10 protein-coding genes and 1 other RNA gene are annotated in these 17,299 nt (G+C 30.4%); 3 read left to right on the top strand and 8 right to left on the bottom strand.

Going from position 1 to position 17,299, the window contains the following annotated elements:
• Positions 1 to 14: 14 nt before the first annotated feature.
• From bglX to FIA58_RS00565, 8 genes are all read right to left on the bottom strand, one after another.
• On the bottom strand, positions 15 to 2,348 hold the full coding sequence (gene bglX, locus FIA58_RS00600) for a beta-glucosidase BglX (RefSeq protein WP_140959791.1): 2,334 nt from the start codon (positions 2,346 to 2,348) through the stop codon (positions 15 to 17).
• 17 nt (positions 2,349 to 2,365) lie between these two features.
• On the bottom strand, positions 2,366 to 3,067 hold the full coding sequence (locus tag FIA58_RS00595; protein WP_140958949.1) for a carboxylesterase family protein: 702 nt from the start codon (positions 3,065 to 3,067) through the stop codon (positions 2,366 to 2,368).
• A gap of 1 nt (position 3,068) precedes the next feature.
• A complete protein-coding gene (locus FIA58_RS00590; RefSeq protein WP_140958947.1) occupies positions 3,069 to 4,457 on the bottom strand; it encodes a glucoamylase family protein in 1,389 nt (462 codons plus the stop codon).
• A gap of 62 nt (positions 4,458 to 4,519) precedes the next feature.
• Positions 4,520 to 5,413 (bottom strand): LamG-like jellyroll fold domain-containing protein, encoded by an 894-nt coding sequence (locus FIA58_RS00585; protein WP_140958945.1) that lies wholly within the window; start codon positions 5,411 to 5,413, stop codon positions 4,520 to 4,522.
• Positions 5,414 to 5,468: 55 nt separating this feature from the next.
• Complete coding sequence (locus tag FIA58_RS00580; protein ID WP_140958943.1) at positions 5,469 to 6,920, bottom strand: RagB/SusD family nutrient uptake outer membrane protein; 1,452 nt, start codon at positions 6,918 to 6,920, stop codon at positions 5,469 to 5,471.
• 4 nt (positions 6,921 to 6,924) lie between these two features.
• Positions 6,925 to 9,915: a SusC/RagA family TonB-linked outer membrane protein gene (locus tag FIA58_RS00575; RefSeq protein ID WP_140958941.1), complete on the bottom strand. Its 2,991-nt coding sequence runs from the start codon at positions 9,913 to 9,915 to the stop codon at positions 6,925 to 6,927.
• A 256-nt stretch (positions 9,916 to 10,171) separates the two neighbouring features.
• Positions 10,172 to 12,925 (bottom strand): helix-turn-helix and ligand-binding sensor domain-containing protein, encoded by a 2,754-nt coding sequence (locus FIA58_RS00570; protein ID WP_140958939.1) that lies wholly within the window; start codon positions 12,923 to 12,925, stop codon positions 10,172 to 10,174.
• An 83-nt stretch (positions 12,926 to 13,008) separates the two neighbouring features.
• Positions 13,009 to 14,214, bottom strand: coding sequence for an NAD(P)-dependent oxidoreductase (locus FIA58_RS00565; RefSeq protein WP_140958937.1), 1,206 nt, complete (start codon positions 14,212 to 14,214; stop codon positions 13,009 to 13,011).
• Positions 14,215 to 14,412: 198 nt separating this feature from the next.
• On the opposite strand from FIA58_RS00565, the gene ssrA reads away from it, so the two are divergent.
• The 3 genes from ssrA (at position 14,413) to FIA58_RS00550 (ending at position 17,259) form a co-directional block, all read left to right on the top strand.
• Positions 14,413 to 14,811, top strand: a transfer-messenger RNA (tmRNA) gene (ssrA, locus tag FIA58_RS00560).
• 247 nt (positions 14,812 to 15,058) lie between these two features.
• Positions 15,059 to 16,318, top strand: coding sequence for a site-specific integrase (locus FIA58_RS00555; RefSeq protein WP_140958935.1), 1,260 nt, complete (start codon positions 15,059 to 15,061; stop codon positions 16,316 to 16,318).
• 104 nt (positions 16,319 to 16,422) lie between these two features.
• Positions 16,423 to 17,259 (top strand): RteC domain-containing protein, encoded by an 837-nt coding sequence (locus FIA58_RS00550; protein ID WP_140958933.1) that lies wholly within the window; start codon positions 16,423 to 16,425, stop codon positions 17,257 to 17,259.
• Positions 17,260 to 17,299: the final 40 nt, after the last annotated feature.

Here is a 17,299-nt window from a genome sequence, read left to right as displayed (position 1 = left end):
AATAGATAAAATAGCTAATTCACTAACTCAAATAAAATCTTATTCTTAGTATTGGAATTGGTTCCAATAAAAATTTCAAATTGTCCAGGTTCGGCAACATAATCTAAATTAAAATCATAAAATTTTAAATCTTCGGCTGTAATTACAAATGTTATTTTTTTGGTTTCTCCTTTTTTAAGAACTATTTTTTGAAAACCTTTTAATTCTTTTACAGGTCTTGTAACTGAACCTACTAAATCTCTTATATATAATTGCACCACTTCTTTTCCATCATAGTTACCTGTATTAGTTACGTTGACAGAAACTTCAATACTTTTATCTTTGGTTAATTTTTCATTTGAAATTGTTATTAGAGAATACTCAAAAGTGGTATAACTCAATCCATAACCAAAAGAATACAAGGGAGTGTTTGCAACATCTAAATAATTAGATTTAAACTTCTCAAACTCTCCTTTTTCAGTCTTTTCTTCACTTAAAGGCCTACCTGTATTTTTATGGCTATAGTAAATGGGTACTTGTCCAACATTTCTAGGAAAAGTCATAGACAATTTCCCTGAAGGATTTACATCTCCAAAAAGTACATCAGAAATGGCTAAACCAGCTTCACTTCCAGGAAACCATACATTTAATATTGCTGGAACATTATCATTTTCTTCTGAAATTGCTAAAGGTCTTCCAGTAAATAAAACTAAAACTACTGGCTTTCCTGTTTTTAAAAGAGCGTTCAATAAATCTTTTTGTGCTTGTGGTATTTGAAGGTTGGTTACACTACTTGATTCTCCACTTCTTTCTGCTGTTTCTCCAATTGCCGCAATAATAACATCAGATTTTGAAGCAATTGCCAAAGCTTCATCTAGTAATTGTTTATCGGTTCTATCATCACGAGGAATAGCTTTTCCAAACATGGTAACTCTTTCCTCATAAGCAAGATCATAATCAACATTACTTCCTTTAGCATAAAGTATATTAACTCCTTTTCCTGCAACAGTTTTTAAACCTTCTAATAACGGATTTGAATTTTCTTGTTTAGTAGCTACACTCCATGTTCCTGCCATATTAACAGCTGAATAAGCTAAAGGTCCAATAAGAGCAACAGTACCCGATTTCTTTAAAGGCAATACGTTATTTTCATTTTTAAGTAAAACCATAGATTCTGAAGCTGCTTTTCTAGCGAATGCTCTATTTTCATCTGTAAAAATTTCAGCTTTTGGTCTACTTAAATCACAATATTTATAAGGGTCATCAAATAAACCTAGCTCATATTTTGCGATTAGCATTCTTTTTACAGCAATATCAATATCTTGAGTAGTTATTTTACCTGCTTCCAAAGCATGTTGTAGTGTTTTAATAAATGCAGCTGAAACATCAGGTGAATCACCTGCCATGTCCATATCCACTCCTGCTTTTAAGGCTAATGAAGCTACATCATATTTATCACCCATTCCATGTGCTATCATTTCATAAATACCTGTATAATCAGTCACTACAAATCCATTAAAACCCCAATCATTTCTCAATAATTTTGTAAGCAACCATTTGTTTCCTGTTGCTGGAACACCATCAATTTCATTAAATGAAGCCATAACCGATTTTACACCTGCGTCAACTGCTGCTTTATAAGGAGGTAAATAATCATTGTACATTCTTATTTTACTCATATCAACGGTATTGTAATCTCTACCCGCTTCTGAAGCACCATAAAGAGCAAAATGTTTTACACAGGCCATCATGGTATTATTCTTAGCCAAATCATCACCTTGATAACCAATAACCATTGCTTTAGCTATTTTACTTCCTAAAAATGGATCTTCACCTGAACCTTCTGATACACGACCCCAACGCGGATCTCTAGAAATATCTACCATTGGTGAAAATGTCCAATTAATTCCATCTGCAGTTGCTTCTTTAGCTGCCATTTGAGCCGTTTTTTTGATAAGTTCCATATCCCAAGAACTTGACAAACCTAAAGGAATCGGAAATGTAGTTTCATAACCATGTATTACATCCATTCCAAAGAGTAAAGGAATTTTTAGTCTACTTTTTTCAACAGCTATTTTTTGCACTTCTCTTATCTTTTCTACAGACTTGATATTGAACAGTCCTCCTACTTTTCCTTCCTCAATGGCTTTAGCAATATCTGAGCTTTTAGCTTGACCAGTTGTTATATCACCTGAAACAGGAAGGTTCAATTGTCCTATTTTTTCTTCAAGAGTCATTTTGGACAACAACTCATTTACGAATTGTTCTTTAGAATCCTCTGATTTAGTTACCACTTTCTCTTTTTGAACACAACCTAAAAATAAGCCTACTAAGAAAAGACCAGCTATATGTTTAATTCTAAAATTCATTATTGTAATTTCTTGTATTATTTTGTTTTTTGTTGTTGTTGTAGCATCCATTCATAAATAGATTTATCATCATATACCCTTGTCCAACTATCATGATTTGCATCATCGAAAATGGTTAGTTCAATATCAATACTACATTTTTTTAATTTCTTATAAATTTCAATGGAATAATTTACATCCACCACATCATCTACTAAACCGTGGAAAATTCTTGTTGGAATATCTTTTATTTTACAATTTTCTAGCATTGGTACTCTATCCACAAATCCTGCAATAGGTACTAATGCAGCAAACATATCTGGGTGAGCAAAAGCTAAGTTCCAAGCGCCCCAAGCCCCCATACTTAATCCTGTAAGATATATTCTAGAAGTATCAATATTGTTTTCTTTAATTACACTTTGAATTAATTGATATAATGATTCTGATTCCCAATATACATCTTGTGGACATTGAGGTACCAAAACAAAAGCATCTAACTCATTTGTTTTTAAATATTTAAAAGGCCCATGAACTTTGACTTTTTCCAAATCAGTTCCTTTTTCTCCTGAACCATGTAAAAAAATAATAAGAGGCTTCTTTTCTTTACCTTTTGGTTTATGCAATAAGTACTCGTATGTTCTATTTTGACAAATTTCAGTAGAAAATTTTTTCTCGATAACTTGTGCATTTATTGTATTAATACATAAACAAAAAAGCAATATTTTAACTATATAATTCATATTAAAATCCATGTTGAGTTGATGAAAAGCCTAGAGATTGTAGTCCTGCTTGTATTTCCGGAGCTTGCATAAATAAATTCCACAATAAGCCTGTTCTATGATTTTCAATCATTGGAGCAATTGTTCCTTGATCAATAGCTAAATAACGAGGTGTTACCCAATTATATTGAGGAGAAAAAGCATCATATGGTCCAGCTACTCCAACATAATTATTTTTCTTTTCTTCATATAAATACCTAAGAAAACGCATTGCAGCATCTGGTTTATACGGAAATGAAGACAATGCAGCTGTAGGAGTTATAACTCCCTTATCATTATTAGGTTGATGTGCAGTATAACCAGTTGTTCCATCAGAATTTCTAGTATAACTCGCTGTTAACCCCCAACATTTATCATTATATCCTACCCAATCTTGAGGATTATTTATGCAATATTGATATATAATATCGGTATGATTTTTATTTAAATTCCAATAATTGGCATATTGATCTGTTAATCCTCTTGGGTCTAATCCTAAATAAGAATAATGAGCCCAAAACATGGGGCCAACAGTTCCAGTTGCTCCATTATGATTAAAGATTAGAGGAATATTGTATTTTGTTCCTGAAGTAACTATAGCTCCATTTCTTGCCCATCCTTGATGATAAGCTGTTGCTGAAATGGGATGTGTGGGTGATGCTGCAGCCATAACATATGTAACCAAACACTCATTGTAGCCTTCTAATTTAAAATTTTTAATCCAATCATAATTAGGTGACCAATGCCAATATAAAACGTCTTCTCCTCTAGTATACCAATCCCATTCTACACCTTTCCATAAATCATCTGCTTTCTGAGCTAATGCTTGTTCTTCAAAAGTTCCATTCTTAAAATATTCTCTAACTGCAATTAAACCTTGACATAAAAAAGAGGTTTCTACTAAATCACCACCATCATCATCAGCACCAAATGGGATAACATTTCCAGTATTTCCATCTATCCAATGAGACCATGCACCGTGAAATCGGTCAGCGTTTTCAAGAAAATCCAATGCTGTAGTCAATCTAGAAACAGCTTCTGAACGAGAAACAAAATTTCTGTCGATTCCTACAAGTATTGTCATTAATCCAAAACCAGAACCACCTGTCGTAATTTTGTTAGATTCAAAAGAATTATCATCCGTATGATAACGTTCTCTAGCTAATTTTGAATTTACTTCTGCATAATTCCAAAAATACTTAAAAGCATCATTTTGGACTATATTTAAAAGTTCCTCATCTGTATAAGATATAGTATCAGTGGGTAATGGAGTACCTTCTGAAGTAGTAGCATCGCTAGAATTTGAACAAGATGCATAAGAAAACAAATAAACTATTGTAAAAAGCTTGCTATAAAATAAGATATTCTTCATTTTTAAAAAAGTAGTAAAACCTGATCTTTTATAAAGAAGATCAGGTAGTAGTTTGTAAATAATTATCTTCCTTCTTTTTCTAAAAGATATAACGAACGTACTTCGTCGTCTGTCAAAGCAGTATTATACATTCTAAATTCATCAATCTGACCTGTATAAGGTAACATCCATCCATCAGGAGCTGACCAAGGTGAACCTATATGTTGTTGGAATCCTCCTAAAATAAAACCTTGAACATCGGAACTTGATAAAGCTCCAAGAGGAACTCCACCTGAATCCACATCATTTGTATAACGATTTGTCATGCTATCTGGAATAGTTAATTTACTACCATCTATATAAATACTATATTTTGAGGTGTTTTCATTGTAAGACCATACCACATGTTTCCAAGTATTATACATATCAGGAATACGATTATTTCCTCCATGATCAACCCATTGACCAGACCATGGAATACTAGGAGTAACATCTTTTTGCAAATGAATTTTTAATTGCATTGATGACAAATCTGTACCTTCAATCAATACAAATATATTTCCCCAAAAATCTGAGGTTTTAGGTATCATAAACAAACACTGAGCACCACCTGTATGCTGAGTCGTTTTTATCCACATTGAAGATGTAATACTTGTCAAACCAGAAACACTAGGGTTTATTCCAGAAAAAGTAGCAAAAGCATTTGCTGAACCTTGATAAGCTTTACCAACCATTCCGGTTGAATAAGCAACATTTGTAGCCGTTGGGCTGTTTAAATTTCCTTTTTGGTCTATTAAATTATCTTCAAAAGACATTTTTACGATTAGATTATTAGGTTTAATCTCATCTGAATTTTCAAAACCTCCAATGGGTTCAAAAGGTATAGGTTCATTTGAATCTAAATCTTCACTACAACTAGATATCAATAAACTTATTGCAGTTACTATTATAAAAATTGATTTAAAATTTTTTTTCATTAGTATTAAATTTTTAGTTTACAATTGTCTGATTTTATTAATCGATCAATTCAAATTAATAGTTAGGGTTTTGGATCGAATATCCAACTGATTCGTTAATGAATTGTTGTGGTAACGGAAATAACTCATGTTTTCCAACTATAAATGTTTTACCATGAGCAGCTAATGCTGTTTCTGCTTGACCTGTGCGAACAATATCAAACCATCTATCATGCTCCATCGCAAACTCTATTCTTCTTTCTTTCCAAATTGCAGCTCTTAAAGCTGCTTGTCCAGAAGCAGTTGAATTTATTAATCCTGCTCTATTTCTAACTGCGTTCAACTCCGTTGAAGGATCTTGACCTAATTCATTTTTAGCTTCTGCTCGCATTAACAAAACCTCAGAAAATCGTAAATATCTAATATTAATATCTGTTTCCCAAGCATCAGTATTTGCTGATGAATAAGCTTTAAAATTATATCTCGGATTCTCGACTGTTGTTGGTACAACTCGGCCGTCATACAATGTTGTTCCTGCAAAAATAATGGTTGCATTCATTCTTTCATCACCCGACTCATAAGCATTAAGCAAGCTTTCTGAAGGTGTATTGAATCCCCAACCCCAACCTCCAGCACCACGAGCACCTTGAGTAGCAGAATAGCCTTGAATACCTTTTGCAGGATTTGTTGTTTTACCTTGAATTTCAAAAATGGACTCTTGATTATTCTCACCACTTACTTTAAAAATTTCAGCATAACTTGGTGTTAAAGAATACCCTGTAATTTGATCTGTATAACTTAATACTTCACTCCATTTCTCTTGATATAAAGCAACTTTTGCTAGTAATGTTAATGCAGCTCCTCTTGAAGCTCTTCCTATTTCATCATCAGAATAAGCACCCTTCTCTGGTAATACATCTATTGCAGCTAACAAATCTTGTTCGATAAAAGCATATACATCTTCTTTCGTTCTTCTTGTTAATTGCATTGCTTTATCAGTTTCTGAAGAAGGATTTGGAATATGATCCACAAGAGGTACACCTCCATATAGTCTAACAAGATTAAAATACATAAATGCTCTTAAAAATTTGGCTTCTCCTATTAATCTATCTCTCAGAGCTATATCAGCATTATTTAATTGAGGGATATAATATAAGGCCTGATTACATCTATTAATACCTTGATAATTTCCTTGATAAACTTCTTTAATAGATAAACTTGATGAATTATATGTTAAAGCATCCATTAAATCTTTATCCGTTCCAGTATCACCAGGAGAAGAACCTTTATCTGCGTCATCTGAAGCAATACTTGTCATTCCAATCCAAGAGAATGAACTCATATTGAAATCTAAAAACTTGGAATAAATAGCTGTTACAAAACTTTTAGCTCCTGCATCATTGTTAAGTAATTCTAAATCCGCAGTGGAAATATTTTCTGTAGGTTTCTCTTCTAAATAGTCTTCACTACAACTCAAAAATAGCAATAGAGAAGAAATAGTTAAAGTAAAATAAAATATCTTTTTCATGGTTTTAAAAATTTAAGTTAATACCAAAAACTAATGATCGTAATGTTGGGTAAGCATCAATTTCGATACCTTGCATACCGAAAGGATTACCATCATTATTTAATTCAGGAGAAAAACCTGAAAATTTTTGGATAATAAAAGGGTTAATGGCATTCACATACAATCTTGCTGAAGTAACATACTTTGAAAGTTTTGGTAAAGTATAACCAAAAGTAATATTATTTATCCTTAAGAAATCACCTGATTCTAAATAATAAGTAGATGCAATAGGAACCGCATTAAATGGAGCTGGATTAGCCGCATTCATATTCGTTGGTGTCCAATAATCAGTAGCTAAATCATATTCAATATTTTCTCCTGCAAAACGCTGTGCCTTTTTACCATTATACACTTTTGAACCTGCAGTACCATATGCATCCACTGACAAATCAAAACTTCTATATTTAACTCCTATAGTAAGCCCATAAATTGATTTTGGAATAACTGACCCTACAAACTTCCTATCTGCATTAGTTAAAGCACTTTGAGAAACAACTTCTCCATCTCGGTTATAAAAAGTCATATCTCCATTAGCATCAAATCCTGCATGATCCCATAAGAAAAAACTTCCTAAAGGTTTACCAATAGCATCTTTATTAATTTCTTTAGTATACTGTCCATTTCCTAAACCACCTCCAGTTTGTGCAATAACATTTTCATTCAAACGTTCTAATGTATTTTTATTTTGAGAAAAATTTCCTCCTATCCAATAAGACAAATTATCATTAATCTTATCGTCCCAACGTAGTGAAATTTCATATCCTTTATTTGAAACCGCACCTACAGAAGCATATGTACTATTTGCAGTTCCAGCTGTTAAATAAGGGGCTAATGGAACTATCATATTGTCAGTATCTTTTTTATAAACATCAAAAGACCCTTTTAATCTTCTATCTAATAATTCAAAATCTACACCACCAGATAATTCTTCAATTACTTCCCAAGATAAGGTTGGATCAACAATACTTTCTACTGTTGTACCCGAACTTAAACTGGAACTATCAAATGGATATGTAAGTCCTGTTGCAAAAGGTAGAGTATTTAAAGGAACACTTTGATTTCCTAATTTTCCCCAAGAACCTCTTAATTTTAAGAAATTAATAACTTTATTATCTTCTAGAAAACTTTCTTTAGTAATAATCCAACCTAAACCAACAGAAGGAAATGTTCCCCAACGATAATCTTGTTGAAACTTAGAAGAGCCATCTCTTCTTACTGTACCTGTTAGTAAATATTTATCATTAAATTTATACTGAACACGTCCAAAATAAGACAATAACTTTGAAGCATTTGTTTTACCATCAACTATTGTGTTACTTGCATTTGAAGTAGAAAAATTATAATACCAATAGTTGCTATTAGATGGTACATCTCTATATTTAACATTTGTAGTAGCTAATCCATCATAATAAACGGTTTCGATACCCATTGTGACTTCAACATCATGCTTCTCTGCAAAAACATGATTATAAGTAACAAAGTTGGACCAATTATAATTATAACTACTATTATTGTTTTTATATAACTCGTTGAGAGGATAAGCTGGATCAAATGCTAAATATTGAGCTTCCGTCCTATTTGGATCTGCTGCTAACCAGATATTTTTAGAATCTACAAAATTATAGGATTTAAAAGTGTTATATTCTAAACCAAAAACAGAATTAAATTGCAAATCTTTATATAATTTAACTTCAAAATCTAATCCTCCTAGCAAATTAATGTTACGCTGTTTTTCATTACGAAAATCCAACATAGCTACAGGATTTGCAACATTATTAAAAGAAGAACCTATTTGTCCTACAAAACCATCATTTCCTACAAAAGGAACTCCATATTGTCCATTTGGAAAACGAACAGGAACTGCTGGTGATTGTTTATAAGCAGCTGTAAAAGCTCCAAATGGTTTTGGAGTATTATGCACAATTCCAACATTTATAAACTGTTTTAATGAAATGTTATCATTAAATTTAAATTTATTATTATTACGAAGAGTGACTCTACTATAATCTTGTCCATTTAAAATAGCATCTTCATCATAAAACCCACCACTAAACATATAATTCACACTTTTTGTAGAGCCACTTAAAGAAATATTATTTTGTGTGTAAACACCAGTTTGAGTAATTTCATCAAACCAATTGGTATTCACTGGTTGATCTTGTGAAAAAGTTATAGTACCTAAGGCTATATTAGTATATCTAGCATAATTATTACTACCTGACATTTTTACTAATTTAAGTGGAGTTCTAACACCAACATTAGATTCTACATTAACTTTCATAGTGTCACTCTTTCCCTGTTTTGTTGTAATTATGATAACTCCATTCGCTCCTCTATTTCCATAGATCGCTAATGATGAAGCATCTTTCAAAACATCAAAAGTTGCAATGTCATTTGTATTAATGTTAGAAATATTACCTACTGGCATTCCATCAACTATATATAAAGGACTACGTCCTCCTTCAATAGAATTGATACCTCTAATCAATACAGAAGGTTGTGAACCTGGAGCATCACTGGAACTAATAGTAACACCAGCTACTTTTCCTTGAACAGCTTGGAGAGCATTCTGTACTTTTCGTTCACTTACATCTTCTGCATTTAAAGATACAATTGAAGAAGTATTGTCTATTTTTTTTCGGCTACCATAACCAATCATAACAACTCCCTCTAATTCTGTTACACTTTGTAGCATAACAACACTCATGTCTTTAGAAGCATTTAAAACTAAATCTTCCATTCCAATCATTGTAAACTTAACTTCTTCATCAACTTTTCCAGGAAGCTTAAAAGTTCCATCGAAATTTGATGTTGTAAATTTATTTGACTGTAAAGTATGTATGGTAACACCTGGCAAGGAATTACCAAATTCATCCCTAATAGTTCCATTTATATCTTGAGAATAAGAAACAGATGAAAAAATTAAAATGATTAATAATGAATAAAATTTTCTCATTTTGAATTATTAATTTTTTGTTAAGGTTAATTAATCAAATATACAGCTACAACGTTATAATTACTATACTTTTTAGCACTACAATACTACATCAAAAATTAATTAAAAAAGCATAAATATTTAATAATCAGATATTTAATACAATTAAAATTAAATAAAAACACATCAATTAAACATACAAATGATGTATAAATGATGTGTAATAATATGATATACTTTCCTCTTAAAAAATATGTAATTCCTAAAAAAAAAGTCGCTATAATATATTATTCATAAACAAATTAAGATTAACTGAAGAATCTAGAGCCATTTTTTTACGAAGCCTATATCTATGTAGTTCCACTCCTCGGTAACCAATATTCATTAGTGGAGCAATTTCCTTAGAAGATAAATTCATTTTTAAATAAATACACAGTTTTATATCTTTAGAGGTAAGGTTATGGTATTGGTGTGAAATCTTTTTAACAAAATCTTCATTACTTTTTAGCAAATTATCTTCGAATGACTTCCATTCATTTTTATTAATCGTATTAATCTTAATAGCTTTACTAATTTTGGATCTCAGAGAAGCAGAAGAGGTTTCTGAATCCAATATTTTTTGAATACTCTCAATTAATTCCGCTTGTTTCACTATAGAAAGTGATTTTCCTGCCAATTCGTTAGCCTTACTTTGAACCTGATTTTCAAGCATGTGCTTTTCGTATTCTTGCAGTTTTAGTTTATTTTCTGCTTCAATCTCCAACCTATCAATCTCATTTTTATGTCGAAGTTCTTCTTCTTTTAGTCTAATTTTTTGTGTGTATTTGATTTTATTCCATTTGTAATATAAAAAGAATACTAAACCAACTAGAAAGAGGTAACATAATTTCATCCAAATTGAAAAATACCAAGGATTCAAAACGGAAAAATTAAATAGTGCTACTTCTTTATAACTACCTTGATCAATAGTAAAAACTTTAATTATATGATGTCCACTAGATAAATTTTTAAACTCTAAAATACCATTTCCTATATCATTCACTTTCTCATCATCAATACTGTAAAACAAAGTGGCTTTTTTACTTCCAAAATATTCTGAAATAACATACAACAATAATTGTTCTTTAAAAGCAATAGATTCGTTTTCATAAATCAACTTATTTTGAGAAGTATAAGCTTCAATCTTAATTCTTTGGTTTTTAAAATTATATTTTAATGAATCTATTTGAAGAAAGCCATCATCCATATTTAACAGATACTTTTCATCAATATTAAAAATCTTTGTCTCGTTATTAATCAACCTACCTTTATAATACTCTGAAGGAATAGGCATCCAAACAAAAGTATCTTCAAATTGGTTAATAATATATAGAATACCTTCCTTATTAACCATAAAGCTGCTATCATCAATTGGAATAATTTCTTGAATATCTTTAAAATTATCATTAAATGCTTTATGAAGAAGTAATTTATCGTTTACCGTATCTAAAAAGTACCAATTGTCGTCTATATAAAATAGAGCTGTCCCTTTATATTTAAAAAGCTTAACACTATAATCATTTGAAATACTGTTTTGCTGTGTAAGATTAGTAATTTTTTCAAAAGAGTCGTCTTTCTCATTTAGTTTCAATTTGTAAAGCCCTCTATAACCATCTGTAAATAAAAAAACAGAAGGAGTCAACTGAATGAAATCCTTAACTGGTTTCATTTTTTCATTTAACTTTCTTGATGAAGTAAAATCAGTATTATAGAATTTATATAAACCAATATAATTGGATTGAATATAAGCATTTGAATAGTTATCCTTAACCATTTCCCATCCACCAACTAATTCGTTTACCTTTTTATAACCATTAGTATCCGAATATGTAAAAGTACCTTCATTATGTCCTATTACATATTGATGCTGAGTTTTAGTTATATTCCAAACTTGACCCTGTGAATTAGGCAATAATTCCAACTGGTTATCAATAGCCTTAAACACACCATGATTTGTAGCTAAGAGGTATCCATTATTATATTTTGCAATACTATAAACGGTTCCTAATTGTCCTGTATTATCTAAAAAAACTTGATAAGGTGAATTCTGTAAGAGGTATGAAATGCCATTATCTAAACCTAACCAGATATTTTTTTCTTTATCAACAAAAACACTTAAAACTGAATTGTTTCTTAATGCATTAGACCGATTAACATTGTAATACGCATTAGATTTTAAATCAATTACGTATAAACCGTTAAATGCTGTGCCAATCAGCATTTTATTTTCAAAAATGGTAGCCGAAATTATAATTTGAGATTTTAGTTTTTCATTTATTGAATGATTCCATGCCGATAAAACACTACCTTCTTTTTCTACAAAAACGCCATTCTTTTGTGTAAAAAAATAATACTGATTCTTATATTTTTCAATTCCATAAATGATATTATTGTCTATTAATGAATAAGCATTAATTTTTACAAAAGAATCATTTTCAAACTTATATATTCCTTTCCTTACTGTTGCAGCATAAACAAAATTATCTACAATAAAACAATAGGATATTTGAGAAGGAAAATCTTTTTTTATAATTGTTTTATTGTCATAAATAAAAAGTTCATTAAACGATTGGAAATAGATTTTAGAGTTCACTTCAAAAATTTTCCAAATTTCTTCACTTTTTGAATTATTTTCAAAAAAGTTCTTTTGATCTGAAAGTGATGTATAAATCATCTTACCTTCAATCCTTTCCCAATAACCAAATTCGTTATAAGAACCAGAATAAATCTTAGAACCATAAGAAAAAACAGAACGAATTATGGATTTATTGGGCAAAGTATATTTTTCCCATTTTACACCGTCAAAACGAAGCAAGAAGCTATTATTTGCAAAATACATAGCACTATCATTCCCTTGAGTTAAACTCCAAACTTGATTATCACCAGCATAATCCTGCTTTGAATAATTTTCAACAAAAGGCAACGTCTCTTGACCAAATAATTTTAATACAAAAAAGAATATAAGAAATATAAAAATGCAAGTATTTTTCATCAGATTATTTTCTAATCAAATATAGCATAAGTTATTTTAAATGAAAAAATCCTAAATTAATTTAGGATTTTTTCATTTAAAACTTACTCTTTATCATCTACATAATCCTGCAAATAAGAAAATCGTGGTGTCAACTTTCCATTTTCGGTTACTTTGGCTCTAGCCAAAACACCATCAGCATCATTAGTGTAAAAAGCTGGAATAACATGATTTAAAAATAGTTTTCCAAAACCTTCACTAGCATCTTTGGGTAATTCACAAGGTAAATTATCAACCGCCATAACCCAAATAGCTGCTGGATGAGACAAAGAAACTTCTTTGTGTTCACTAGGCAAATACCCATAAACAGGATCTGCAATTGTACTTGGCCTTAAAGTACAAGCTATCGGTCCGTCGATATCGCAAGAAACATCAGCAACAACCTTTAAACTGCATTTAGGTGAACGAAGCATTTCTTTAGACAAGATAACAGGAGCATTATTACCATGAAAATGACCTGCTATAAATAAATCAGAAACTTCAGAAAATCTTTCAAAATCTGATTCATATTCGGTTGGATTCTTGTAAAAATCTTGCTTACCAGATTGGGTTCCATCTTTTCTTTTATTATAATCTAGAACATCTATAAAAGTATAAACAGGTTCAGCATATTTTTTAGTTAAATAGTTTTCAACAGATACTTGCTTAATTTTCATAGCATCCAGCATCTCTTTAGCGCCATGAGCTACTTTTCCACTTCCTGTTAAAACAATTTTAATATAGGGCAAATGATTGCGTTTTAATCGTTCAATCAAAGCTTTTTGATCTGGTAAATCTTCTGCTTTTGTCAAATTAAATAAATCAAACTTAATCCCAAAAGCTCTGATACCATTATAAGCTCCAACAATTCCAGCATAGCGACCAAAACCAATTAACCTTGCATTATTGGCATCAACTATCGTCTCATGATCGTATAAGGTTATATTTTTATCTAAAACAGCTTTTAAAAGTTTTCTATTATAAGGTTGCTTCTTAATAGTATGTGAAAAGAAAAAATAACTTTTATTAGGAATTAATGCATTAATAGGCACCTCTTTAACACCAAATAAAACATCACAACCAGAGACATCTTCAGTAACTTCAAACCCTTTTTCAACATAATCAGTATCTGGAAAAATTCTGATATCTGAAGTCTCTACCGTAATAGAAGCCTCAGGAAATTGTTTTTTTAAATTAACTAACTCCTCTGGTGAGAAAACCACACGTCTATCTGGTGGATTCTTACGTTCCTTTATAATTCCGAATTTCATTTGTTATTTTTATGTTAAGTTTTACAAGTAATGTTACAAATATAACTTTATAGATTTCTAAAAACAACTTTTTTTTAATGGAAAAAATAGTGTAATTTTGGCACACTTTTAGATGTATAGATAATCTGAACGTGAGAAATGAAATAATTCCTTTTTCAAAAAGTTCAAAATTCTGATTTCTAAATTCTAACTTCATTTGGGGTCGACTGGTTTTGACAGCGAGTGGAATTGAGAAGTAAGCACGTCGAGCATTGTACTTTTGGCTCGTAAATAATAATCGTACAAACACACAAACGGCGAAAATAATTACGCTTTAGCTGCTTAATCTGAATTATAGTAAGATTTGCCTAGTTCCGACAAGGTCGGAAAGCTAGATTCACCTCGAAATCCTTGGTTTATGGAGTTTGATTTAGGTGAACCGTAAAAGTAAACCTAGGAAAGGTAAAGCTTTAAATCCTTTCTGACATTAATAAAGCTAAGCAAAGAGTGGCTGTTTCTGGTCTAGCTTTTTGTCGAAAATTTAAACAGAAACTAAACGCGTAGAAAGCTCTTCGATTGCTTGTTTGGACGAGAGTTCGATTCTCTCCGACTCCACTTTTTAAAATTCATTTTAAGCTAAAAGCCTTTAAATCATATGATTTAAAGGCTTTTTTGTTTTTCATAGTATTCAAATTATTCATAAAATCTCAAAAGACTGGTGCTATAATCGGTTACCCTAAAAAATTCAAATCTTGGGTAACCGAATTTTAAGCTAGCCCAATTATAGCAAGCTGTTCAAAAGATAAACATCTTGACTATAGAAGAATAAAAAACTAATTTGATAACTATAATAAGTCACCACAAAATGAAACACAAAATGTCAATCCTTTTCTACGTGAAAAGTTCTAAAGCAGCCAAAAACGGCTTATTACCCATTTACCAAAGAATAACCATAAATGGAACAAGGATAGAATTAAGCATTTCAAGATTTGTAGAAAAATCAAAATGGAATACAGCTGCAGGTAAAATGAAAGGTAATTCTGAAGAAACCCGATTAATAAATAGTCATCTAGACATTCTAAGAAACAAAGCTTACGAAACAGAAAAATGGATGATTAATAATAATCAGGAAATCAATGCACAAACTTTTAAAAACAAACTTTTAGGCATTGAAGAAAAAACCAGAAAACTAATTGTAATTTTTGAAGACCATAACAAAAAAATGAACGAATTGGTCGGTAGAGAATTTTCAATTAATACCTTTAAAAAATATGAAACGACCTTGAGTCATACCAAAGAATTTTTAAAAAACTGCTATTCAATTAATGATATATCAATAAAGCAAGTTGATATTGCCTTTATAAACGACTTTGATTATTATTTAAGAAACTCCAAAAATTGTAATAATAATTCGACTATAAAGTACATTAGAAACTTTGGAAAGATAATCAAACAATGTTACTTTAACGGATGGATTGACAAAGACCCATTCCTAAATTACAAAGGAAAAGTTAGAGAAGTTGAAAGAGTTTATCTAGACCAGGAAGAAATAGAAACTTTGCTTAACAAAGAATTCAAAATAAAAAGATTGGATTTAGTAAGAGATATGTTTTTGTTTAGTTGCTTTACCGGACTAGCTTATATTGATGTTTTCAACTTGACAAAATCACATATTATAATCGGAATCGATGGAGAAAAATGGATTTCAACTCATCGTCAAAAAACAGAATCAGCTTCTAAAATTCCCATATTACCTGTTACCCAATCGATTATTGAAAAATATGAAAAACACCCACAATGCTTAAATGAGAATCGCTTACTCCCTATCCTATCCAACCAAAAAATGAATGCCTATTTAAAAGAACTTGCAGACATATGTGAAATTCCTAAAGAATTGACGTTTCACATTGCTCGTCATACTTTTGCTACAACTGTAACACTTACAAATGGTGTTCCTATAGAAAGCGTAAGTAAAATGCTAGGACATAAAAATTTAAGAACAACCCAGCATTATGCAAAAGTTTTAGATAAAAAAGTAAGTGAAGACATGATGGTCCTAAGAGCTAAATTTGAATATAAATATAATAAAATCGACAAAAGTCTTAAATATTCGCATAAAATTTAGTAAAACATTAGAAACATTTTAACAATAAAATCAACAAGTTTTAGTTTTATTTGAAGTTGTTTGTTACATATTATGTTTGTTTGTTTCATTTTAAGTTTGTTATTATGGATAACTATTCCTATGACTTTTTTACCGAGTTTGAAAAAGAATTCGAGAGCATTAAATCTAAAAATAGTAGTATTATTAAAAAATGTCATGCAGTAATAGCCTTTATAGAGCAAGAACTACAAGAACTATTTTCATGGTTAAAAAAATATAAATTTAATACTCCAGAAGAAGAAATACACTTCTTTAAAATAATTAAACCTAGCATAGTTGCTAAACTAATTTACTACAAGGAGATTTTAAATATCGAAAGTAATTTACCAGCTTCAAAGAAAAATAAAATTAAGCACTATGAGAAGTCTTTAAATAAGATTCATAAACATTCAAAAAGCAACAAACAGTTTTTTGAATATTATAGAGCTAGAGCCTCTCATAATGACCAACTTTACTTTATTAGATCTAATAGTAGAAACATTCTGCATGATGATTGCATTTATATTAATTATGATTCAAAATTATCAACTAGTCATGATTATTTAATAGCAACGATGATAGCTTACGATACATTAACCACATATTTAGAAAACAGAATTGAAGAATTAGAAACTAATTGCTCAATTATACACCCTAGTAATGACAACCTTTTAAACTGGTCTGGTTCAAAAGTGGACTTAGTAGAACTTGTGTATTCATTGCATCATACTAAGTCATTTAATAATGGGAATTCAGATATCAAAGAAATAGCTGCATACTTCAGTAAGATGTTTAATATCGAAATTGAAGAATCAATTTATAGGAGCTATTTAGATATCAAAGCAAGAAAAATAGATCGAACCAAATTTCTCACCCAATTATCAGACACACTCAATCACAAAATAAATGAAGAAGAAAAGTAATTCCCAACCTCTTACCAAGTTGGGAATTCTCTATTATGAC

This window comes from Flavobacterium jejuense (assembly GCF_006491595.2).
Lineage (GTDB): Bacteria > Bacteroidota > Bacteroidia > Flavobacteriales > Flavobacteriaceae > Flavobacterium > Flavobacterium jejuense.
This window is presented reverse-complemented; position numbering and strand designations above follow the sequence as displayed.

Excerpts from the sequence above, each read along its gene's own strand:
- bglX (WP_140959791.1), bottom strand. The coding sequence starts at position 2,348 with ATGAATTTTAGAATTAAACATATAGCTGGTCTTTTCTTAGTAGGCTTA.
- FIA58_RS00595 (WP_140958949.1), bottom strand. The coding sequence starts at position 3,067 with ATGAATTATATAGTTAAAATATTGCTTTTTTGTTTATGTATTAATACA.
- FIA58_RS00590 (WP_140958947.1), bottom strand. The coding sequence starts at position 4,457 with ATGAAGAATATCTTATTTTATAGCAAGCTTTTTACAATAGTTTATTTG.
- FIA58_RS00585 (WP_140958945.1), bottom strand. The coding sequence starts at position 5,413 with ATGAAAAAAAATTTTAAATCAATTTTTATAATAGTAACTGCAATAAGT.
- FIA58_RS00580 (WP_140958943.1), bottom strand. The coding sequence starts at position 6,920 with ATGAAAAAGATATTTTATTTTACTTTAACTATTTCTTCTCTATTGCTA.
- FIA58_RS00575 (WP_140958941.1), bottom strand. The coding sequence starts at position 9,915 with ATGAGAAAATTTTATTCATTATTAATCATTTTAATTTTTTCATCTGTT.
- FIA58_RS00570 (WP_140958939.1), bottom strand. The coding sequence starts at position 12,925 with ATGAAAAATACTTGCATTTTTATATTTCTTATATTCTTTTTTGTATTA.
- FIA58_RS00565 (WP_140958937.1), bottom strand. The coding sequence starts at position 14,214 with ATGAAATTCGGAATTATAAAGGAACGTAAGAATCCACCAGATAGACGT.
- FIA58_RS00555 (WP_140958935.1), top strand. The coding sequence starts at position 15,059 with ATGAAACACAAAATGTCAATCCTTTTCTACGTGAAAAGTTCTAAAGCA.
- FIA58_RS00550 (WP_140958933.1), top strand. The coding sequence starts at position 16,423 with ATGGATAACTATTCCTATGACTTTTTTACCGAGTTTGAAAAAGAATTC.